A 20,899-nucleotide genomic window follows, 5' to 3' on the forward strand; every position below is an offset into this window, starting at 1 on the left:
GGCTCAGGACCGCCGACGCCTGCGCTGCGCCACCGAGACTGCCGCTGCGGCACCGATTCCGACCCAAATGGCCAGGGAATCGTGGTCGCCGGAGGAGTTCTGGATCGCATGGTCGTGCTCGACGAGCGCGGGGTTGCCGTCGCCGATGTTCCCGTTGCTCTGGTTGCCGTCGCCGATGTTGTTCGAGCCCTGGTTGCCGTCGCCGCGGTTGCTGTTGCCCTGGTTGCCGTCGCCGATGTTGTCCGAGCCCTCGTTGCCGTCGCCGGTGTTGAGGGAACCGGCACCCGAACGCGAGCAGTCGAGCACGGTCAGCGAGGCGAACCCGGTCAGTTGGCTGGTCCGGCCGACGGCGGAGACGACCAGCGGGCCGCGATCGGTCGCCGGGATGGCGATGGTGAGTGTCGCCCCGCCGGTGCTACCGGCGGTAACGCTCTGCACCGGGGCGGACGCCGTGCCGAGGTAGACGTCGATCGTCTCGTTCGCGGTGAATCCGCTCAGCTGCACGGTGATCGCTGTCCCCGCGCACGGCGATGGGCTGCTGACCGCCACCGATCCGCTCGGCCCGTACGGGGAGGCGTTGCCCGCCGCCCCGCCGGCCAGGACCAGGAGTCCCGCCGCGAGCCCGACTGCGACGTTCGTGGCGATCTTCTTCACAACGATCATCTCCTAACGGCACCGGCCCGGCGTCGCTGCGCAGCCGAGCCCGCCCATATGGCCGGCATCCGGTCAAGAGTTGATCATCAAGATCCAAGCGCCCGTTACGGTACGAGGAATTGTCCGGATATGGCGTCACACGGATGGCCGAAGACGGCAAAGTCTTCCCGACTGAATTCCTGTCCCGGACCATCGGAACAAGCGTCGGAAACCCGATCGAGCCAGAGATTACCGAAAAGTCATGCGCAGGTGTGATCTGACGATCAATCAGAATAAATTGGTAATCACGGAGCTTGCGCCCAACCGTGGATATATCTCTCGCGGAACCACGTGATACACGAAACTACCGCCGGCGTCGGTCTCAGGGCGACTGCGGCGGGCAGGCCGTCCTTGGCCGGTGCAGGTGGTCGAGGTCGGCCTATCCTGCCTGGATGGCCGACGCCGAGGATGTCCGCCGGCTCGCGCTGGCGCTGTCGCACGTCGTCGAGATCGACAGCGACGGATTCGACTTCCGCGTCGCGGGCAAGGGCTTCGTCTGGTCCTATCCGGACCGATCGACCGGTCGAGGCCGGGTGATCCGCAGGGACATCGCCGTGCTCTACGTCGGCGACGAGGCCGAGAAGCAGGCGCTGCTGCTCGGTGAACCCGACGTCTTCTTCACCGCCCCTGGCTACGACGGCTGGCCGCTGGTGATGCTCCGCCTGGCGAAGGTCGACCTCGAACGTCTCGAGGAGCTGGTCACCGATGCCTGGCGGATGCGCGCACCGACCGACCTCCTCCGGGAGGGAACGGAGGCAACCTGGCCGTCGAGCTGACCCTCGAGCTGACGGTCCGTCAGTAGCCGGTGACGCGCAGGATCCCCGTCTGACCGAATGCGTCGTGGTGGTTGATGTTGCAGAAGTAGTGGATCAGCGTGCCGGGCGGTTGGGTGACTTGGTACGAGATGGTTGTCGGGCCCTTGCGAGCCTGCGCCATGCCGACCTTCTGCCCGTCCGGGGTGCCGTTCTCGATCATGATCATGTGGCCCGGGCACATCGGGAACGGGTCGCACATGCTGTCCCGGTAGGTCCACACCACGGTTGAACCTGACGGCACGTCGATGATTGCGGCGGGGTTGTCGGTGCCCGGCATCGGCCCGCTCGTCGGGTTGCGCAGGTATCCCTGGGCGCTCGGTGGGCACGGGGCCTGGCGGCAGAACCTGAGGTTGGACATGTCCAGGTTCACCGTTGTGCCGGCTGCCGATGCCGGCGCCGCTGGGGCCAGCAGGGCCAGCGCAGTGGCCCAGCCAAGGACGCGAATCATTTCCTGCCTCCTGGAAATCATCCATCCGGTGAAGTTCTGGATGCAGTTCACGGCGACGCGGGTGACGTGGCGAGGCTAGGAGCCGCCCGGGCCGGGCGCAATGGCGTGGCTCGCCCCCGGCGCCGCGGTGCCCTCACCACGGCGAACACCCCGTTGCGGAAACGGGAACCCGAACGGGCCGGTTTGACGGATGCCGTGATCCAGGTTGCGGGCGCATGCCACCGAGTGGACCCGCTGTCCGACATGAGTCGTTCCCGCGGAGACTGTCCTCGGACCGCTGCGCCACGGAGGACCCATGACGACCGAATCGAACGCCCCGAACGACCCGAACGCGATGCCGTCCGGCTGCCCGCCCGTCGTCGACCGGGCCACCTGGCAACAGGCCCGCGACGAGCTGCTGGTCCGCGAGAAGGCCCATACCCGGGCGGGCGATGCGTTGGCCGCCGCCCGCCGCCGGCTGCCGATGGTGGAGTTCGATCCGACGGTCCGGGTCGTCGGACCTGATGGACCGGTGCCGTTCCTGGATTTGTTCGGTGGCCGCGAGGAACTCGTCGTCTACAAGCACATGTGGCACGACGGGCAGCCGCACGAGGGGCAGTGCGCGGGCTGCACGACAACCGCCTGGCACGTGCGGGACGCGGTGTACCTCAATGCCCGAGGCGTGTCGTTCGCGATCCTGACCACCGGGCGATGGGATGAGGTCGCCGCCTATGTGGCGTTCATGGGCTACTCCCAGTCCTGGTACTCGGTGCGCGACCTGCCCGCGCCCATCGGCGACGAAGACGAAATGGGGCAGATCACCTGTTACCTACGCGTCGGCGCCCGGGCATTCCTCACCTACGCCACTACCGGCCGCGGCAACGAACCGGCCAACTTCTCGCTCGGTCTGCTCGACATGACGCCGTACGGTCGCGCTGAGGCTTGGGAGGACAAGCCGGTCGGCTGGCCCGAGGGACGGCACTCGTGCTGGTACTGGAGCATGGACGCGTCCGGGACCGGTACCTGGGGCCCGACCGGTCGGCCCGTGCCGCAGTGGACCCGGCCCGGTGCCACAGCGCCGACGGCGCCCGGCGGGTCCGACATTCGGTGACGCGCCGTCCTCCGCGGGTCCCGGAACCGCCGAACGGGTGTAGCTGGGAACGCGTTCGGGGCGATCGGACGTCCAAGGTCAGGAGCCGATCCGCCCGACAGGAGACACCGTGACCCTCAGCCGATCCCTGTGTGCCCTCGGGGCGGCCGCCGCGTTGCTCTCCGTGGTGGCAGCCTGCGGGGGCAGCAGTGGTGCGTCCAAAGGCTCGGCCGGACCGGAGCCGTCTCCCGGGGCTACCGCCTCGCCGGCACCGACCCCGGTCAGCCCCCAGGCAGCGATCGATGCGTTGCCCGACCAGGTCCGGGCGGTCGCGACGGCCTGTCAGACCGCGCTGGTCCCGGAGATCGCCGTCGCGGAGGGTGGGGGAACGGTGATCACCCCGTCGTCGTGCACGACGCTGAGCACGCCGATCTATCAGGACGCCACGATTCTTGCCGAGCAGCAGTACTACGAGCAGCAGCACCCCGCCCAGCACTGAGAGCCTTCTCAGCCGCGGCGGGCGTCCGGCTCCGAACACCTTGCCGTTCCCGTACAGCACGCCGACGTGGCGGACCGCAACATTGGCGTACCGGGCCCAGACCACGAACTCGGAATTGGACTACTCAACTGTAGTCCAATTCTGTGAGCATCAGGAAATGGAAGTTCGGGGGTTGCCGGGGGACCGGCGGGCGGAACGGTTCGTGCGGCTCGGGGCCGGGTTGGTCCTCTACGGGGTCAGCGACGCTCTGCTGCTCCTGGCCGGGTTGGGCGTCGACCCGTGGGACGTGCTGCACCAGGGACTGAGCCGGACGGTCGGCCTGTCGGTGGGGATGTGGACCAACCTGGTCGGGGCAGTGGTTCTGCTGGCCTGGGTGCCGTTGCGCCAACGGCCCGGCATCGGGACGTTGGCCAACATCCTCACGATCGGAACCGTTGTCGACATCGTGCTGGCCACCGCGCCGGCACCGAGCGGAACGCCCGCCCGCACCGTCCTGCTGGTCGCGGGCATCGGCCTGAGCGGAATCGCGACCGGGCTCTACGTCGGGGCCGGGCTGGGGCCCGGGCCGCGCGACGGCCTGATGACCGGCATCGCGGCCCGCGGACGGTCGATCCGGGTGGTCCGGACCACCATCGAGGTCGGCGCGTTGACCGCCGGTTGGCTGCTCGGTGGCAATGTCGGGATCGGCACGCTGGCCTACGCCGGTGCGATCGGGCCGATCGTGCACTTCACATTGCCCGCGCTGCAGTTGCGTCCGGCGACGCCACGATCGGTCAGGCGGTCCAAGCGGTCTCCGGCCCGCCTCGCCGGCGGCTGACCGCGCCGCCGGCATCCGTTGCCGCGGCAGTCGCGAGCAGGCGCACCGCTTCGGCCAATCGGTCCTGGGGAAGCACGAACGGCAGCCGCGTCCATCGGTCGTGGGTGCCGGTGACCGTGAAACGCGGGCCCGGGGTGATTCGCACCCCGAATTCCCTGGCGCGCTGGGCCAACCGGGTGCTGGACACTCCGCCGAGGTCGACCCACAACGACAGGCCGCCCTGCGGCGAGGCGGCCGACCAGCCCGGGGCATAGGTCGCCAGCGCGTCGAGCAGTGCGTCGCGGCGGGCCGCCAGCATTGCGCGCCGGTCCGGCAGCACCTGGTCGGCCAGGCCCAGTAATTGCACGGAAAGCAGTTGGTCGAACACCGAGGTGGCCAGGTTGTCGGAGGAACGGGCCGCGGCCAGGCGTCGGATCAGCTCGGCCGGGCCGCGGATCCAGCCGACCCGTAGCCCTGCCCAGAACGATTTGCTCATCGACCCGAGCGCCACCACCGTGGTGCCGCGGCGAGCGAGGGCCGCGCCGGGCCGGGTGACCGGGGCGCCGTGCGGCAGGTCGGTCAAGGTCTCGTCGACAACAACGACCGTCTCGGGGTGCAGGGCCGCGAACAGCCTGCGGCGGGACGGGTCATCGGCCCACAGGCCGGTCGGGTTCTGCCCGTCCAGGGTCAGATGGGCCAGCACCGGCGCGCGGGCCGGGGTGGCCAACTGGGACAGGTCCCAGCCGCCCGCGTCCACCGGCAACGGGTGCACGCGCACGTGGTAGGCCAACGCGGCGTCCAGCACCGCGGGGTAGGTCGGCTGCTCGACCACGACAGGGGCCCCGGGGCGGGAAAGTGTGCGCAGCAAGAGGTTCCAGCCGTGCAGTGCCCCGGAGCAGATCAGGACCTGCTCGACGGTGGTGGGCAGGCCTCGGGCGGTGTAGCGGGCGGCCACGGCACTGCGCAGCGCGGGCAGGCCCAGTGGGTGCATGCCGTTGCCGGCCACCTGTCCGGACAGTCCGTCGAGCGCCGCGGCTGCCGCCTGGGTGAGCACCGACGGCGCGGGAAGCGCCGCTACCGTCAGGTCGATCACGTCCGGTCCGGAAACTGCGCCCTCGTCCGGACGGTCGAACCGCGGAGCAGGCAGGCGCACCACTGTGCCGGCGCCCTGCCGGCTCACCAGGTAGCCCTCGGAGCGAAGTCGGTCGTACGAATGGCTCACCGTGGCCCGGGCCAAGCCGAGTGCCGCGGCCAGTTCGCGTTCGGCCGGCAACCGCGTGCCGCTCAACAGCCTGCCGTCGAGAACCAGCCCGCGCAGCCCAGCCGCGAGACCCTCGCTCAGCGCGCCATGCACCAGACTCGGCGCCAACCAGGACACCAGACGCGCAGTGGCCACCATCGCGTCCACCCCTCCGAGCCCTCGGCGACCGGTCCACGCCACCGTATCGGCATTGGCCTGGAGACAGGTAGGCCATTCTCTTCGGATTGGCTCAGGCTGCGGGTGGGCTCATCGGTCACGATGGGACGGTGTTCGCGCCCTGGTGTCCGCACTGCCGCTGCCGAGTCCTGCTGGGTACCCGTCGCATAGTTGAGTTCGGTGCCCCGGGCGAGGGCGTCGTGCACGTCCGCCTGCGGTGCGTGTGCGGAACCCTGGTCTACTGGGACTCGGCACCGATGCCTGCCCAGCGCCGAGGTGGCTACAGGGGCTCGGAGTCCAGGTAGAACCAGCGTCCGTCCTCGTGCAGGAAGGTGCTGCGTTCGGCCTGCACGCCGGTGGTGTGATGGGCCCGGAACTCCACCATGCCGCGAGGGTCATCGGCGGCGCCGCCGCGCACCCGCACGACCTCCAAGTGCGTCCAGACGCGGTCGGGATCCAGGTGGAGCTGGGCCGGTCGCGTGCTCGGATGCCACGTCGCCGCCAGGTAGTCGGCCTCGTGGTGCACGAACGCGCTGTAACGCGACCGCATCAACGTCTCAGCGGTCGGCGCCGTCGAGCGGCCGGCGTGGAAAGGCCCGCAGCATGCCTGGTAGGCCTTCGCGCTGCCGCACGGGCAACTCCGGTTTCGTGCCATGACCGTAGTCAACCAGTGTTCTTTACCAGGCTTGATCGATTGATCGGTCGGGTAGGGGCTCTGTATTGGAATCTCCTGTGCTTCACCGCAGCGTGGCACGGGCCCATATCGGAAGGAGTCATCTGATGCGATTCAGCCACTGGCGCCACCACCACCGCTGGGACGACGGGTTCTACGGCGACTACGGCGACTACGGCGACTACGGCGACTACGACTACGACTACGTTCCCGAGTGGCGTTACGACAACGCCTGGTACACCGGCGCGGGCTACGGCGGCGGATGGCGCGGCTGGTACTGAGCCCGGCACGGCGCAGGAGCGTCCCGAGTCCTGGCACAGCGGGGGACTCGGGGCGCCCGGGCACCGGTCACGCGACTAGGGTTGTCTGTCGTGCCTTCGTATCGATGCCGTTCACATGACCGCAGTGATTGTCGCGATGCCGTCTGCCGCCGTCAGGCGGAACGGGCCGGTCTGGTCGATCCGCCCGGCAGTCGGTCCGCCAAGCCCCGCGGTACCGCCGCGGCTGCGAGGACCGAATCCGCGTCGCGATCACGCGAAGCCGCGTCACGTGCCCGCAGCGGAGAGTTGTGGGTCGGCCCGACCACGGTGATGTACGGCGCCGACGGCCAGACCCGGGGTTCGCTGGCCCACCTGCCTGGCGGCGTGTGCGCACAGGTTGGGGAGAACCCGGACGGCGGGGGGTTGTTCGAAGGCTGGGGCCGCGTGCTCGACTCGCCGAACGCCGTCAGCGATCTGGTCAACGGCAACCCGGTGGCGGCGACCGACGAGTCCGGACTTGTCGCTGTACGCCTGTGCCCCTCGTGCCGAACAATGCTCCGCTGATCCGAGGAGCGGGGGAGTTCGGGTAGGGCGGCTCAGGCAGTGACCGTGACCTCGGTGCCGGCCTCCGCGCGCGAACCGGTCGCGGGGTCGAAGACGACGACGTGGACGCCGAAGGTGCCAACTGTCAGCGGCACCGTCACGTTGAGGCTGCCGCCGTACGTGTCTCCGACCGACAGGCCGGGACAGGCGCAATTCCACCTGAACGAGTAGGGGCCGGCGCCGATGTCGACAACCGCGGCGAGCATCAAGTGCTCCCCGCCCCGGACAGACGGTTCGCTCGGCTCGATGTGCACCTGCACGGGGACCTCCCGGTGGCGAGGTTCCGGCCCTTGGTCGAGCACCGCGCGGCTCGACCGGTGGCGCCGGACGGACGTCCCGCTTCTACCCCGGAAAACGCACCTGCCGCGCGTTCCGGCCACCGGACTGCCGCAGCGGGCCAGGTCGTGCAGTCTTCACAAGGCGGGCGTGACCGCGTCCTCCGTCGGCCGTGACGATTGACCGGATCCGCGGGGCCGAGAAGCTCCAAGTCTCCAGATTTCGACGTCGAAGAAAGCCGGATCACACCGGTCCTGCCGGGCGCGTCGGCGCCGGCCGGGTTAGTTTGCCGTTGTCGGTCGAGGGTGCCCGACATCCGTGAGCCGCGTCGACACCTCGGGACGGGTGTCCGACGCAGGCGGGGGGACCGCGACGCCTGGCCGTACCGGCCGTCGCACCGTGCCCGCCGGGGGGTGGGGCCGAGCCGGCGACGGCCGCTCGCGCCCCACCCTCGTACGCATGGGACAAACGGGGCGCGAATCCGATCATCGATGATCGGATGGGCTTCTCTCATACGCGGGGCCGGGTTCTCTCATACGCGGGGCGTCGCCGAGCCAAGTTCGCGGCGGGACGCGCGCGGGGGAGCGCCTCGGTTGCGGTTCGCGCGGCCCAGGGCACGGGTGAGGGCCCGACCGTCGGCGCCGAACGCCAGGAGCAAACTCCGTTGGCCGGCGACGAGCATCTCGGCGGCCAGTTCAGCACTGAGCAAACCTGCCAGTTGCAGGCTGACCAGGCCGTGCGCGGTTGCCCAGAGTTGGATCGCCAGGTCGAAGGGCTGGGCCGCGTCGAACCGGCCCGCCTCGACGCAGCGGGCGACGCAGTCGACCAGTATCTGGAAGGTGTCCAGGCCGATCAGGTCCTCGGCGGGTTCGTGGGTCTCCAGGAACATCACCCGGTACATGTGCGGGTTCTCGATCGCGTTGTCGTAGTACGCCCGGCCCAGCAGGGCGATGTCGCTCAACGGGTCCGACCCCGGCGGCACCGCCTCGAGATGGGCCTTGAGTCGCGCGAAGCCCTCCAGGCGGATCTCCTGACGCAAGTTCTGCATGCCGCCGAAGTGCGTGTACACGGCCATGGTCGAGGTGCCGACCTCCTCGACCAGGCGGCGCAGCGTGAGTCCGGCCGAACCGTCGACGGCGATCAGTCGGGCCGCGGTGTCCAGCAGCGCGCTGCGCACGCCCGGGTCGGCGAGTCTCGGACTCATGCTTGGCATTTTTGCACAACAGTGTTATGAATACATCGCATAGCGTCGCTATGAATCGAGGTCCGCAATGACGGTGACCGCGGAAAACCCTTACCTGACCGGCAATTTCGGCCCGGTCGACGCCGAGACCACGGCGTTCGACCTACCTGTCACCGGCACGGTGCCGGCCCATCTGAACGGCCGGGTGCTGCGCAACGGCCCCAACCCGGTGGGCCCGGTGGACCCGGCCCGGCACCATTGGTTCCTGGGCACCGGCATGGTGCACGGGCTGCGACTGCGTGACGGCAAGGCCGAGTGGTACCGCAATCGGTATGTGCGCTCCGCCGATGTGGCGCGGGCGCTGGGGGAGCAGCCTCGTCCGGGCGCGACGGCGCATGCCGGGTGGGATTTCCCCGCCAACACCAACGTGATTACCCAGGGCAAGCGTACGTTCGCGATCGTCGAGGCCGGCGCCCGTCCCTACGAGCTCACCGAGCAGTTGGAGACCGTCGGCGCCTGCGACTTCGACGGCACGCTGCCCGGCGGATGGTCCGCACACCCCAAACGGGATCCCTCGACCGGCGAACTGCATGCGGTCTCGTACTACTGGGGCTGGGGCAACAAGGTTCAGTACACCGTGCTGGGCACCGATGCGCGGGTGCGGAGGATCGTCGACATCCAGGTCGGCGGAAGCCCGATGATGCACGACTTCTCCCTCACCGAGAACCACGTAGTGCTTTACGACCTACCGTGCGTGTTCGACGTCGGACCGGTCGGCAAACTGTGGCCGCGCCCGATCGGGGACATCGCCCGGTGGGGCGCCGCGCGGTTCGTCGGCAAGCGGCCGACGCCGGGACTCCTCGCCAAGTACTTCACGCACAAGACGCTCGACGGTTCGACACCGGCTTTCCCCTACGCCTGGGACCCGTCCTATCCCGCTCGGATCGGCGTCCTGCCGCGCACCGGTACCGCGGCCGACGTCCGGTGGTTCGACGTCGAGCCGTGCTACGTCTTCCACCCGCTGAACGCCTACGACGACGGCGACCAGATCGTGCTCGACGTCGTCCGGCACCCGAAGATGTTCGACGTGAAGCGCCTCGGCCCCGACGAGGGCGACGCGACCCTGGACCGCTGGCGGGTCGACCTCGGCGCCGGGAAGGTGATCGAGGAACGGGTCAGCGATGTCGGCCAGGAGTTCCCGAGGGTCGACGAACGGCTGGTGAGCCGCCGGCACCGGTACGGCTACGCGGTGGGGTTCCGTGGCACCCGCGCGGAGTCCCTGATCCGCCACGACCTGAGCTCCCGGCAGATCATCACCCGACACTTCGGTACCGGCAGCAACGTCGGTGAGTTCGTGTTCGTGCCCGACGCCCCCGACAGCGCCGAGGACCGCGGAACCCTGCTGGGCTACGTGTACGACCCGAGCACCGACCGCAGCGACCTGCTGCTGCTGGACTCGCAGACCCTGGAGACCGTCGCCGCCGTGCACCTGCCGGTTCGGGTACCTGCAGGCTTCCACGGCAACTGGGCACCGGAGGACTGAGCGCCGGCGCACATCGTGACCTGTACTACAGCCCGAATTTCGGTGGCCCTTGCGTACTCGCGGAATCGCTTGGGTAAGCGACCTTCATCGGGATGCCTGCGCAGCACCTCAGGAACAGCGTGGGCCGATGAACGGAAGGGGTTCAAGGATGCGTTTCCATTACTGGCATCACCATCACCACTGGGACCGGTACGGCGGCGACGACGGCTACAGCGGCGACGACGGCTATGACCGCGACGGCTACGACGGTCCTTACGACGACTGACCGTTGCACGCGCCCCGGCGGGAGAGTTCCGCCTCGGGGCTCGGCCGGGCACTGCACAGGTGCCCGGCCGGCCCTTGGGCGCCCATTCTCAGTAGCCGATGCCGGCGAGCGTGGTCCCGTTCTTGCTGTACACGGTGACCAAGCCGTTCGCCCCGTACTGACCGGCGTTGCAGCCGTCGAACTGCGTCACGATCTGGTTCCCGGTGATCTGGTCGTTCAGGTCCTGGCCCAGCGAGCTGCCGATGTCGCCGCCGAGCGTGGTGTAGATGTTCACCGCGGACACGTCGTCGTTCGCATCCACGGTGACGTGCTGGACGTCGGGATTGTTCAGACAGGACTGGAGAGTCTGCGCCGGCGACACGCCGCCGGGGACAGTGCCGTCGGTGGAGTGATGTGCCGCGTGGGCGGCGACGCTCACAGTCAGCCCGATGCCGACCACTACGCAAACCACGCCGACCTTCGCGACAGTCCGGCCAATCTTCATCGGCCTCACTCCTGTGCCTGGTCCGTTCGCCACGACATTGGACGTGCGACGCCTGCAGCAGGTTGCTCACCCGTTCGGATGATTCGCGCTCGGCGCTGCGGCTGAACCACTTGACATAATCGCAATTATCGGCGACCGGCCTCGCGGTATCAGGGCTCAGTAGTCGGTCGGGAACACGATGCTCTTGGCCGGCCAGCCGGTGAACCCGGCGATCTTGGCCTTGGCGGCGAAGTCCTGGCTCTGGCCGCCGTCGTCGCACTTGGCGTTGCCGTACACCGTGCCGCCGAACGGACTGTTGTCGATCAACGACCGGAAGCCGAACCGGATGCAGCCGGCGTCGTCGGTCATCCGCGCCCGCTCACGTTGGCTCTTGGGCAGCTTCACGACCTTCGGCGTGCCCTGGTAGTCCGCCTGCGGGTACATGCACAAGGCGGCCTTCGGGCAGCTGGTCGCGGCCGACGCTGCCGACAGACCGACCGGCGAGAGCACGCCGGCGCCTGCGAGCCCGGCCACCAGCAAGACTCGGTGCAGCGTGGCGCCCGCGGCGCCGACCCGCGACGGAGGACGACCGCCGTACCTCATGCCCTGCCTCCCCGGATCCCGCACATCCTTCGAGCGAAATGTTGCCCGGAGGCGAGCCGCGCCGGTTGTCGACACGCCGGCAACGGCGCAGTTCACCGGGCGTTTCCGGACAGGCGCGGGGGGACGGTGCGGACTGCCGTGGATCAGGCCGGGGCGGAGCCGTTCGCTGGGCCTTGCGCCGGCGTCCAGTCCGGGCTGCGGTGCTCGACCCACCACTGCTCGACCCGCGCTCGGGCCGCCTCGTTGGTCCGCGGGTCCCAGGCCAACGACGGCGCCCGCACCATCCCGCGTCGGTCCGCGGTCACCAGGGCCACCCGACCGCGCACCAGCAGCACCGCCTGCACGCGGTCCCAAGGCACGGAAATCTTCGGGCCCTGGCGCACCACCGCCTGCGTCGGGGTCAACGTCACGCTGTCCAGCAGGCTCACCGCGCCGAACAACCCGCCCGCGACCAGCAGCAGCCACCACAGCACGGCGTGATGACCGGAGCCGGCCGTGGACGCGAAATACGCGACCATCACCGCCAAGGGGAAACGCCGCGGCAGGGACGGCCGCAGCCGCACCCAATCGGCCGGCAGCGCCGAGCCCGCCCCCCGAACCGTCATCCCTCGAGCATGCCCCATGGCACAGCGTCGCGATCCCGACGCGCCGATCGCCGGTGCCCCGGCGCCGGGAACAAAATCGGTCCTCGGAGAGCTGCGTACCTGCAGGTGCTCCGACGCGGACGAAGGTGGAAGCGACCATGCAGGACGAGCAGACTGAAGGGGCCGAGTCGGGCGACGACAGCGGTCCGTTCGACCCGGCGACGATCGCCTTGGTCCTTGCCGACCTGGACGCGAGCACGCGGCGCTTTGAACACTGGCTGCGGGAACAGAACCGCCGAGCGGCTGACGGGCGCGCCATGAGCTCGCCGATGGTCGCCCTGCGAGCCGCACGGCCCGCGCATCCGTCGCTCAACTGAGCAGCCCGTTGACCCGCCACACCCGATACTGACGGTGAGTCAGACACGACCAGCCGGCGCGTACGGTCCTCCGCTCACACCCGGCCGGGCCGCGTTCAGTACGGCCAGCCGGCGGCGGCGTCGCAAGCGGTGTACCCCTCGGTCAGCGGTTCGTGCCGAGCGGGCTCCGCGCGTATCGGCACGCGGGCGGGCGTGCGTCGGCGGACCAGCGCGATCGGAGCCGGCGCGACGACAAGCACGTACCAGACGGCGACCAGTGCATCGCGCGCCACCTCCCTCGACGACGTCCACGGACGGCTTCCGGATCGCCGCTCACCAATGATTCGGAACACAACCCGGCGCGGATGGCCCATTGGGCCGAGCGGGTCGGCGCCGAATGCGTCGGGGCTCGCAGGCAGTCAGTTCTGACCCGGCGTCAGAACCGCCCTGGCGACGGTGGCGAGGCGTTCGGTGACGTCAGGAATTGGCTGCGTCGCTGCCCAGCGTCACGTCGGCTGTCTGGGTCTTGCCCCCGCGGACGTAGGTCAACGTGACCTTCTCGCCCGGCTGGTGCGACCGCACGTCGGCGACCAGGGCGTCGGCGGTGTCGATGATCCGGTCGTCGGCCTTGACGACCAGATCGCCCGTCTTCAGGCCGGCCTTCTCCGCGGCTCCGCCCGAGGTGAGCCGGCCGATCAGCGCGCCCCGCTGCCCGACGTCCGGCGAGCTCTTCACACCGACCCCGAGCACGGCGTGCGCGACACTCTGACCCTTCTCCAACTGGTCGGCGGCGACCTTGGCCTCATTGATCGGGATGGCGAAGCCGAGGCCGATCGAGCCGCTCTGCCCGCCGAACGGACCGCCGCCGAGGCTCGCGATCGCCGAGGTGATGCCGATCAGGTTGCCGTTCATGTCGACCAGCGCCCCGCCGGAGTTGCCGGGGTTGATCGGTGCGTCGGTCTGGATACCGTCGATCACGTTCGGCGACGAGGCGCCGCCCGCGGCCGACCCGTCGTCCCCGCCGCCACTCTCCTGCTGCGGCTGAATCGGCCGGTGCAGCGCGCTCACTATGCCGCTGGTCACGGTGCTGGACAGGCCCAGCGGGGAACCGATCGCGACCACCGGCTGCCCGACCTTCAGATCGGCCGAGTTGCCCAGGTTGATCGGGGTGGCGTCGTTGACGCCGTCGGCCTTGATCACCGCGAGGTCGGTGACTGGGTCCGCCTTCACCAGCTTGGCTTTCACGGTCTTGCCGTTCTGGAACGTGACTGCGAGATCGCCCTGCCCGGCCACGTGATTGTTGGTCAGGATCAAGCCGTCCTTGCTGAGCACGATGCCGCTGCCGCTGCCCTCGACGGCACCGGAGTCGGATCCCCCGTTTCCCGATCCGCCATTACCGTTCTGCCCACCCAGACCTGGCATGCCCGGGATCATCGCGCCGTTGCCTGCGCTGGGAAGGTTGTTCACGTCGATGGACACGACGCTGGGCAGCACTTTCGCGGCGACCTGCGGGATGCCTCCGGCGTCGCCGCCGGATCGGCTGTCGGCGACCGGTTGGATCGAGCCCGAGGCGCCGCCCCGGTGCCCGACGGCAACCCCGACTCCCCCGCCGACCAGCGCCGCGACCAGGACGGCCACGGCAATCTTGCGGCTGCGATGTGAACCCATGGGCGCCGGGGGCGGGGTCGGGGAACCTCCTGGGGCGAGGTCGTCGGAGGGGTTGTTCGCTGGGTTTTCGAGGTTTTCGTCCATGACGCCGGGCCTCCCCAGCCACCTGTGAATGGGCTTGGAACCCGGTATGCATCACCGAAGAAGCCCTCCGATCCGGATACCCCGGCGTGGGGGCCTCCACGCCGGGCTCGACGAGGCGCAGAATGATCACGGACGCCGCGTCCGCGTGCCGTCGTCGCAGCTGATTGGGACGACGGGCCCCGTCGGGGTAGGTGACAACCGGCGTTCGGAGTCGGAGGGCGGCAGCGATGCGGACGGGTGCGGCTGCGGCCCTCGTCGTGGCCGCCGGTGCGCTGGCCTCCGCGATCGCGACCACGGCCTTCGGCGCGATCGGCCGGGCCGGTCAGCCGCCGCTGATCAGCTTCGTCGCCGCCCAGGACCATCTGACCTGCCCGTCTCCGACCGCTGGGCCGGCGCCGAGCGCTGCACCGAGTTCCGGTCCGTCGGCGGTTCCGTGCCCGACGAGACCGCCGGATCTGCCGCCGCCGCCGGCTGACTCCGGGGCGGGCTGAGCGCCCGATCCCTCAGCCGGCCCGCGGTCGGCTGACCAAGGCGCCCAGGGTGATGAGCGCGCCGGCGCCGAGCAGGACCACCGGTCCGGGTTGGACGCTGGTGTGGACGGCCAGGTGCGCCAGGGTCCGCTCCAGGTCCGAGCGGTGCGCGGTCTTGATGTCGATCACGTTGGACAGGTAGTAGAGCAACCCGCCACCGGCCGCCGCGATCAGCACGCCGAGCAGAGCGACCGTGCGCCGTGCGCGGCCCAGGAGCGCGAGCAGTGCCACGACCGCGCCCAGCCCGGCCAGCACGGGCCACGCCGACGTGTTCTGCCCATGCACCGTGGCGTCACTGGGCCCGAGGTGGGCGCCCAGGATCGTCAGGCCCGGCACGGCGTTCTTCACCCGTACCCAGGGCAGCGCAACCCCGGCCGCCACGCCCCCTGCGCCGGCGAGCACCAGCAGTCTTCCGAGTCCGCCCACACCCCGACTCTTCCCCACCTGCGGCGGCCGACCGGGGGCGGGGTCGCCGGCATCGAATGAGTGGAGCTGACGGTGGGTCAGATCACCGGAACGACAGGTCGTAGTTGCCGCCGACCCACTGCGCCCACGGCACGTTCCAGTCGCCGATGCGGTTGGCCACCGATCCGAACGGCCGGCCGGAGCCAGTCACGATCACCGCGTCGCCGACCATCGCCCCGGCGAAAACCTTGGCCATGTCCGAAGTCAGCATGCCGACGCAGCCGTGGCTGGAGTTGTACTCGCCGATCTTGCCGCGGTTCCACGGGGCGTCGTGGATGAACTCCCCGGAGTTGGTGATCCGCATCGCGTACTTGGAGTGCAGGACGTAGGCCTCCGGCGCGTCGATCGCCGTGTTGGTCCAGGTCTTGTCGGTGTCCCTCTCCATGACCGTCATGATCCCGTCGCGGGTACGCCAGCCCGGTTTGCCTGCCGACACGGGAAAGTCGCCGACGGTCGCACCGTCGCGCTCGACGGTCATCCGGTCGTTCTTCAGGTCGACGTTGATGACCTCGCTGCGGGCGACGGTGAACGCCGAGGTGGTGTTGGCGACCCCCCAGAGGTTGTCGCCGCCCGCGACCCCGGCCAGGTTGGCGTGCAGGGTGACCAGGGTGCCGGGGGTCCAGAAGTTCTCCGGTCGGTAGTCGACCGTGGAGGAGTCCATCCAGAACCAGGCCCCCTCGACGTGCGGGGAGGTCTCGACGGTCAGGGCGTCGGACACCGCCTTGCGCTTGGTCACCGGGTGGTTGAAGGTCACGATCAGCGGATAGGCGACGCCGATCTGCCTGCCGTCGGACGGAGTGACCGAGGCGATCGCGAGCCGGTTCGGGTCCGGGACGTCCGCCGTGCTGATCGTGGAGCGCTGCTCGATGCTGCGGCCGTTCGTGCCCAGCGTGCTCGCGTCGACGGCGAAGTTCTGGCCCGGTGCGAGCGGGGCGGCGGAGGTCCAAACCGTGCGGTCGAGGCTGAACTCGCCCGGCAGGTAGTTGCCGGCCGGGTCGGTCAGGTCGACGTGCTTCAGCGCTCCGCCGACGGAGTTGACGCTGACCCGCGAACCGGGCGGCAGTTGCGTCGAGCCGTCCGGCGGGCTGATCCGGATCGGGGAGCTTGCGGCGACCGGCGTGACCGGCCCGATCTGCCCGGCTGCGGGCGGGGTGTCGTTCGACGCGATGGCGGCCGCGCAACCGGTTGCCAGCAGAGGTGCGGCAACCGCGAGCGCGACCAGCCGCCACCCGGCGGCGTCCATTCGACGAGCACCCATTCCTGATCCCCCCGCGCCACTGACGTTGCTAGCAGTAGCGCACCGATGACTCTCCGCGAGCAAGAGCTGGGAAGGATCTTGGAAAGGTCGTATACGGGAAATTTCCTTTTATCTTGATCTTCCGTTCGTGATGCGCATCCGGGGCATGGATCTGACGGGCAGTCAGCGTGCGGTTGCTCGGCCTCAGCGCAGGGCGTTCGCGGCGGCTCGGGTGACCGCGGCGGACACCAGCTCGAGGGTCGGGCTGGGCAGCCGCCATTGCTGCCAGTGCAGCAGGACGTCGACCTTGCTGTTCGGGTCGAGCTCGACCAGTTCTTCGCCGGTCTGCAGGTCCGGCACCATTCCCCAGCCGAGCCCGAGTCGGATCGCCGTGGCGAACTCGGTGGACGCGGGAACGTGGTGCCGCGGCGGGTTGAGCGGCTTCCGGTTGTGTCGCCGCAGGTAGGTGTCCTGGAGCTGGTCGCGCTGGTCGAAGCAGACCACCGGTGCGCGGGCGAGCGCCGCGGGGGTGACGCCGTCCGGGAACCACTGGGCCGCGAAGGCAGCGCGGGCCCGCGGGCGATAGCGCATGCGGCCCAGTCGGTGAACGGCGCAACCCGGGACCGGCCGTGCCGCGGCGGTGACGGCGGCCATCACCGCGCCCTCGCGAAGCAGTTCGGCCGTCCCCTGCTCGTCGCTGCAGTGCAGGTCGAAGAACAGTCCCGGCCCGGCGTCGACCAGGGCCGGCAGGAACCAGGTGGCCAGGCTGTCGGCGTTGACCGCCAGCGGGATCCGCAGGCCCTGGCCGTCGTGCTCGTCGGTCAGCTCTGCGGTGGCCTCCTGCGCGACGGCCTGCATCTGCAACGCCAACCGGACCAGCACCTGTCCGGACGCGGTCGCTCGTACCGGCTTCGAACGGATCAGCAGCACCCGGCCGACCTGGGTCTCCAACGCCTTGATCCGCTGGCTGACCGCGGACGGTGTCACGTGCAGCCGGCGGGCTGCCGCCTCGAGGGTGCCCGCGGAGACCGCGGCGCCAAGCGCCGCGAGTTGGGCCTGGTCGAATTCCACATAGTAAGCATAATTAATGATTCCGAAGAACAATTAGTTGGACTTGAAGAGCACCGGACCGCAGACTCGCCGGCGTGCTGCATTCGAACTCCTTCGCCACCGGTATCGCCGGCCTGGTCTTCGGGCTCTCGCTGATCGTCGCGATCGGGCCGCAGAACCTACATGTCCTGCGGCAGGGCCTGCTCCGGCGGCACGTGCTGCTGGTCGTCTCGCTGTGCTCGGTCTCGGAACTGGTCCTCACCGTCGCCGGTGTCGCGGCGGGCGGTGCGGTACTGGGCGATCGTCGGTGGCTGCTCACGGCAGTGCGGCTCGGTGCGGCGGCGTTCCTGCTCGGCTGCGCGGTCGCCGCCGCGCGGCGGGCCGCTCGACCGGCGGCGGTGAGCACGGCCGGGTGCCTCCCGGCATCCTCGCGTCGGGCGATCGTCGCGGCGACGCTGACGTTCACCTGGCTCAACCCGGGGGTGTACCTCGACACGCTGGTCGTGCTCGGTTCGGTGGCCAACGCGCAAACGGGTGGCCGGTGGTGGTTCGCCGCCGGCGCCGGCGCCGGCGGCGTGGTGTGGTTCTTGCTGCTCGGCTTCGGCGCGCGCCTGTTGGCCGGCGTGTTCGCGCACCACCGGTCGTGGCAGGCGCTCGACGTCCTCGTCGCGCTGGTCCTGACCACAACTGGCATGCGCCTGCTCGCCGGCTGACCTCGCCGGGCCCTACGCCGCCGCCACGCAGGCCGCCAGATGCTCGCCGGTCAAGGTGGAGCGGGTCGCCACCAGCTCGGCCGAAGTGCCGGAGAACACGACCCGACCGCCGTCGTGCCCGGCGCCCGGGCCGAGGTCGATGATCCAGTCCGCATGCGCCATCACGGCCTGGTGGTGCTCGACGACGATCACGGACTTGCCGGAGTCGACCATCCGGTGCAGCAGGTCGAGCAGTTGGGCGACGTCGGCCAGGTGCAGTCCGGTCGTCGGCTCGTCCAGCACGAGGACCCGCTGGGTGCCGCCCAGGTGCGTGGCCAGCTTCAGGCGTTGGCGCTCCCCACCTGACAGCGTGGTCAGCGGCTGACCCAGGCTCAGATAGCGCAGGCCCACCTCGTTCAGCCGGTCGAGGATCGCGGCGGCGGCCGGGGTTCGGGCCGGCGCCGACCGGAAGAACTCGCCGGCCTCGGCGACGGACATCGCGAGCACCTCGCTGATGTCGCGACCGCCGAGGCGATGCTCCAGTACCGCCGCCCGGTACCGCTTGCCTTCGCAGTCCTCGCAGACGATGGCGACCCCGGCCATCATCGCCAGGTCGGTGAAGATCACGCCCGCACCGTTGCACGTCGGGCACGCGCCCTCGGAGTTCGCGCTGAACAGCGCCGGCTTGACGCCGTTGGCCTTCGCGAACGCGCTGCGGATCGGCTCTAGCAGCCCGGTGTACGTGGCCGGATTGCTGCGCCGCGAGCCGCGGATCGGGCTCTGGTCCACGCAGACCACGCCGTCCCGACCAGCGACCGAGCCGGAGATCAGCGAACTCTTCCCGGACCCGGCGACCCCGGTCACGACCACCAGCACCCCCAGCGGGATGTCGACCTCGACGTCGCGCAGGTTGTGCGTGCTCGCGCCCCGGACCTCGAGCTTCCCGGTGGGGGTCCGAACCTTCTCCTTCAGCGCGGCCCGGTCGTCGAGGTGACGGCCCGTCAGGGATCCGCTGCGCCGTAGGTCGGCCACGGTGCCGGCGAAGCAGACCGTGCGCCGGCGCTGCCCGCGCCGGACCGAGGTCGACCACGTGGTCGGCGATCGCGATCGTCCCCGGTTCGTGCTCGACGACCAGCACCGTGTTGCCCGCGTCCCGCAGGCGCAGCAGCAGGTCGTTCATCCGCCCGACGTCGTGCGCGTGCAGGCCGGCGGTCGGTTCGTCGAACACCTAGGTGACGTCGGTCAACGACGAGCCGAGGTGCCGGATCATCTTGACCCGCTGCGCCTCGCCGCCGGACAGCGTGCCGGCGGGTCGATCCAGCGACAGGTAGCCCAGCCCGATCTCTACGAACGCCTCCAGGCTGTCCTCCAGCGCGGTGCGCAACGGTGCGACCGACGGCTCGGTCAGCTCGCGGACCCAGCTGAGCAGGTCAGTGATCTGCATCGCCGAGGCCTGCGCGATGTTGCTTCCTCCGATCATCGATGATCGGGCTGCGGCGGCCAGGCGGGTCCCGTCGCACTGCGGGCAGACTGCGAAGGTCATCGCGCGTTGCACGAACGCCTGGACGTGCGGCGCCAACGCCTCGACGTCCTTGGCCAGCATCGACCTCTGGATTCTCGGGATCAGGCCCTCGTAGGTGAGGTTGACCCCGTCGACCTTGATCCTGGTCGGCTCCCTGTGCAGCAGGTCGTGCAGTTCCTTCTTGGTGTACTTGCAGATCGCCTTGTCCGGGTCGAGGAATCCGCAGCCTCGGAAGATCCGGCCGTACCAGCCGCCCATGCTGTAGCCGGGGATCGTGAGCGCGCCCTCGTTCAACGACTTGCTGTCGTCGTAGAGCGCGGCCAGGTCGAAGTCGGTGACGCTCCCCCGGCCCTCGCACCGCGGGCACATCCCGCCGACCCGGCTGAACGTGACCCTCTTGGCTCTGGCATTGCCCCGCTCGACGGTCATCGCGCCGGCGGCTTTCACCGAGGCGACGTTGAAGGAGAACGCACCGGGCGGCCCGATGTGGGGCTTGCCCAGGCGGCTGAACAGGATCCGCAGCATCGCGTTGGCGTCGGTGACCGTGCCGACGGTCGAGCGCGGGTCGGCCCCGATGCGCGCCTGGTCGATGATGATCGCCGTGGTCAGGCCGTCGAGCAGGTCGACCTCGGGACGCGCCAGGGTCGGCATGAATCCCTGCACGAACGCGCTGTAGGTCTCGTTGATCAGTCGTCGGGACTCCGCGGCGATCGTGTCGAAGACCAGCGAACTCTTGCCTGACCCGGAGACACCGGTGAACACGGTGAGCCGGCGTTTCGGCAGTTCGACGCTGACGTCCTTGAGGTTGTTCTCTCGGGCGCCGTGCACGCGGATCAGGCCGTGGCTGTCGGCCACGTGCGGTGCCTCGGCCGCGGGTTGCCTCTTCCGAACTGTCATGCCCGGCGCCCTCCTGGAGTCCGAGGTTTGCTGATCGGTTCCGAAGCCATCCAACTCCAGTGGCCATCTGACGGGCAGTCACCCGTGCGCCCAAGCTCCAGGGAAATCCGAATCGCGCATTTATGGCCCGCACAGAATGGATTTCTACTTTCAAGAGGTGCACGGAGCTCCCACCGGAAAGCCGGTGGGGCCGATCCCCCGAGAAACT

The 20,899-nt window shown here is 69.7% G+C and carries 26 protein-coding genes; 10 read left to right on the forward strand and 16 right to left on the reverse strand.

What is annotated here, in order from left to right:
• Positions 1-3: 3 nt before the first annotated feature.
• Entirely contained in the window at positions 4-663 is a 660-nt protein-coding gene (locus VHU88_03740) for a pentapeptide repeat-containing protein (protein ID HEX3610777.1), read from the reverse strand.
• Positions 664-1,085: 422 nt separating this feature from the next.
• Between VHU88_03740 and VHU88_03745 the strand changes: the two genes are divergently transcribed.
• Positions 1,086-1,469: an MmcQ/YjbR family DNA-binding protein gene (locus VHU88_03745; GenBank protein HEX3610778.1), complete on the forward strand. Its 384-nt coding sequence runs from the start codon at positions 1,086-1,088 to the stop codon at positions 1,467-1,469.
• 19 nt (positions 1,470-1,488) lie between these two features.
• On the opposite strand, the gene VHU88_03750 is transcribed toward VHU88_03745, so the two are convergent.
• On the reverse strand, positions 1,489-1,956 hold the full coding sequence (locus VHU88_03750) for a hypothetical protein (GenBank protein HEX3610779.1): 468 nt from the start codon (positions 1,954-1,956) through the stop codon (positions 1,489-1,491).
• Between the two features lie 295 nt (positions 1,957-2,251).
• Between VHU88_03750 and VHU88_03755 the strand changes: the two genes are divergently transcribed.
• From VHU88_03755 to VHU88_03765, 3 genes are all read left to right on the forward strand, one after another.
• Positions 2,252-3,046 carry a DUF899 family protein gene (locus VHU88_03755; protein HEX3610780.1) on the forward strand — a complete coding sequence of 265 codons (795 nt, stop codon included), beginning with the start codon at positions 2,252-2,254 and terminating at the stop codon, positions 3,044-3,046.
• A gap of 109 nt (positions 3,047-3,155) precedes the next feature.
• On the forward strand, positions 3,156-3,524 hold the full coding sequence (locus VHU88_03760) for a hypothetical protein (GenBank protein HEX3610781.1): 369 nt from the start codon (positions 3,156-3,158) through the stop codon (positions 3,522-3,524).
• A gap of 157 nt (positions 3,525-3,681) precedes the next feature.
• The gene (locus VHU88_03765) at positions 3,682-4,341 is read left to right on the forward strand and encodes a hypothetical protein (GenBank protein ID HEX3610782.1); all 660 of its coding nucleotides are present in this window, start codon (positions 3,682-3,684) and stop codon (positions 4,339-4,341) included.
• Here VHU88_03765 and VHU88_03770 read toward each other — a convergent pair.
• Together VHU88_03770 and VHU88_03775 are read right to left on the reverse strand one after the other, a co-directional pair.
• Positions 4,298-5,716 (reverse strand): PLP-dependent aminotransferase family protein, encoded by a 1,419-nt coding sequence (locus VHU88_03770; GenBank protein ID HEX3610783.1) that lies wholly within the window; start codon positions 5,714-5,716, stop codon positions 4,298-4,300. The genes VHU88_03765 and VHU88_03770 overlap by 44 nt on opposite strands.
• A gap of 301 nt (positions 5,717-6,017) precedes the next feature.
• Positions 6,018-6,392, reverse strand: a complete 375-nt coding sequence (locus VHU88_03775; GenBank protein HEX3610784.1) for a YchJ family metal-binding protein — start codon at positions 6,390-6,392, stop codon at positions 6,018-6,020.
• Between the two features lie 125 nt (positions 6,393-6,517).
• On the opposite strand from VHU88_03775, the gene VHU88_03780 reads away from it, so the two are divergent.
• Together VHU88_03780 and VHU88_03785 are read left to right on the forward strand one after the other, a co-directional pair.
• A complete protein-coding gene (locus VHU88_03780) occupies positions 6,518-6,691 on the forward strand; it encodes a hypothetical protein (GenBank protein ID HEX3610785.1) in 174 nt (57 codons plus the stop codon).
• Between the two features lie 285 nt (positions 6,692-6,976).
• The gene (locus VHU88_03785; GenBank protein ID HEX3610786.1) at positions 6,977-7,234 is read left to right on the forward strand and encodes a hypothetical protein; all 258 of its coding nucleotides are present in this window, start codon (positions 6,977-6,979) and stop codon (positions 7,232-7,234) included.
• Positions 7,235-7,266: 32 nt separating this feature from the next.
• On the opposite strand, the gene VHU88_03790 is transcribed toward VHU88_03785, so the two are convergent.
• The gene (locus VHU88_03790) at positions 7,267-7,533 is read right to left on the reverse strand and encodes a hypothetical protein (GenBank protein HEX3610787.1); all 267 of its coding nucleotides are present in this window, start codon (positions 7,531-7,533) and stop codon (positions 7,267-7,269) included.
• Positions 7,534-8,081: 548 nt separating this feature from the next.
• A complete protein-coding gene (locus tag VHU88_03795) occupies positions 8,082-8,753 on the reverse strand; it encodes a TetR/AcrR family transcriptional regulator (protein HEX3610788.1) in 672 nt (223 codons plus the stop codon).
• Between the two features lie 67 nt (positions 8,754-8,820).
• Between VHU88_03795 and VHU88_03800 the strand changes: the two genes are divergently transcribed.
• The gene (locus VHU88_03800) at positions 8,821-10,275 is read left to right on the forward strand and encodes a carotenoid oxygenase family protein (GenBank protein ID HEX3610789.1); all 1,455 of its coding nucleotides are present in this window, start codon (positions 8,821-8,823) and stop codon (positions 10,273-10,275) included.
• A gap of 353 nt (positions 10,276-10,628) precedes the next feature.
• Here VHU88_03800 and VHU88_03805 read toward each other — a convergent pair whose 3' ends face one another.
• The 3 genes from VHU88_03805 to VHU88_03815 form a co-directional block, all read right to left on the reverse strand.
• The gene (locus tag VHU88_03805; GenBank protein HEX3610790.1) at positions 10,629-11,024 is read right to left on the reverse strand and encodes a hypothetical protein; all 396 of its coding nucleotides are present in this window, start codon (positions 11,022-11,024) and stop codon (positions 10,629-10,631) included.
• Positions 11,025-11,180: 156 nt separating this feature from the next.
• On the reverse strand, positions 11,181-11,606 hold the full coding sequence (locus VHU88_03810; GenBank protein HEX3610791.1) for a peptidase inhibitor family I36 protein: 426 nt from the start codon (positions 11,604-11,606) through the stop codon (positions 11,181-11,183).
• Between the two features lie 143 nt (positions 11,607-11,749).
• Positions 11,750-12,211 (reverse strand): hypothetical protein, encoded by a 462-nt coding sequence (locus VHU88_03815; protein HEX3610792.1) that lies wholly within the window; start codon positions 12,209-12,211, stop codon positions 11,750-11,752.
• Between the two features lie 137 nt (positions 12,212-12,348).
• On the opposite strand from VHU88_03815, the gene VHU88_03820 reads away from it, so the two are divergent.
• A complete protein-coding gene (locus VHU88_03820; protein ID HEX3610793.1) occupies positions 12,349-12,567 on the forward strand; it encodes a hypothetical protein in 219 nt (72 codons plus the stop codon).
• A gap of 95 nt (positions 12,568-12,662) precedes the next feature.
• On the opposite strand, the gene VHU88_03825 is transcribed toward VHU88_03820, so the two are convergent.
• Together VHU88_03825 and VHU88_03830 are read right to left on the reverse strand one after the other, a co-directional pair.
• Positions 12,663-12,839 (reverse strand): hypothetical protein, encoded by a 177-nt coding sequence (locus tag VHU88_03825; protein ID HEX3610794.1) that lies wholly within the window; start codon positions 12,837-12,839, stop codon positions 12,663-12,665.
• A gap of 184 nt (positions 12,840-13,023) precedes the next feature.
• A complete protein-coding gene (locus VHU88_03830) occupies positions 13,024-14,214 on the reverse strand; it encodes a trypsin-like peptidase domain-containing protein (protein HEX3610795.1) in 1,191 nt (396 codons plus the stop codon).
• A gap of 311 nt (positions 14,215-14,525) precedes the next feature.
• Here VHU88_03830 and VHU88_03835 point away from each other — a divergent pair, with 311 nt between their 5' ends.
• Positions 14,526-14,789, forward strand: coding sequence for a hypothetical protein (locus VHU88_03835; protein ID HEX3610796.1), 264 nt, complete (start codon positions 14,526-14,528; stop codon positions 14,787-14,789).
• A gap of 12 nt (positions 14,790-14,801) precedes the next feature.
• Here the strand turns inward: VHU88_03835 and VHU88_03840 are convergent, their stop codons facing one another.
• From VHU88_03840 to VHU88_03850, 3 genes are all read right to left on the reverse strand, one after another.
• Entirely contained in the window at positions 14,802-15,254 is a 453-nt protein-coding gene (locus VHU88_03840) for a hypothetical protein (GenBank protein ID HEX3610797.1), read from the reverse strand.
• An 82-nt stretch (positions 15,255-15,336) separates the two neighbouring features.
• Positions 15,337-16,551 carry an Ig-like domain-containing protein gene (locus VHU88_03845; protein ID HEX3610798.1) on the reverse strand — a complete coding sequence of 405 codons (1,215 nt, stop codon included), beginning with the start codon at positions 16,549-16,551 and terminating at the stop codon, positions 15,337-15,339.
• A gap of 183 nt (positions 16,552-16,734) precedes the next feature.
• Positions 16,735-17,601: an ArgP/LysG family DNA-binding transcriptional regulator gene (locus tag VHU88_03850; GenBank protein HEX3610799.1), complete on the reverse strand. Its 867-nt coding sequence runs from the start codon at positions 17,599-17,601 to the stop codon at positions 16,735-16,737.
• 74 nt (positions 17,602-17,675) lie between these two features.
• Between VHU88_03850 and VHU88_03855 the strand changes: the two genes are divergently transcribed.
• Positions 17,676-18,293, forward strand: coding sequence for a LysE family transporter (locus tag VHU88_03855; GenBank protein ID HEX3610800.1), 618 nt, complete (start codon positions 17,676-17,678; stop codon positions 18,291-18,293).
• A gap of 12 nt (positions 18,294-18,305) precedes the next feature.
• Here VHU88_03855 and VHU88_03860 read toward each other — a convergent pair whose 3' ends face one another.
• Positions 18,306-19,304: an ATP-binding cassette domain-containing protein gene (locus VHU88_03860; GenBank protein HEX3610801.1), complete on the reverse strand. Its 999-nt coding sequence runs from the start codon at positions 19,302-19,304 to the stop codon at positions 18,306-18,308.
• 196 nt (positions 19,305-19,500) lie between these two features.
• Complete coding sequence (locus VHU88_03865) at positions 19,501-20,691, reverse strand: hypothetical protein (GenBank protein ID HEX3610802.1); 1,191 nt, start codon at positions 20,689-20,691, stop codon at positions 19,501-19,503.
• Positions 20,692-20,899 lie beyond the last annotated feature (208 nt).

It is taken from the genome of Sporichthyaceae bacterium, from assembly GCA_036269075.1.
In the GTDB taxonomy this organism is placed as follows: domain Bacteria; phylum Actinomycetota; class Actinomycetes; order Sporichthyales; family Sporichthyaceae; genus DASQPJ01.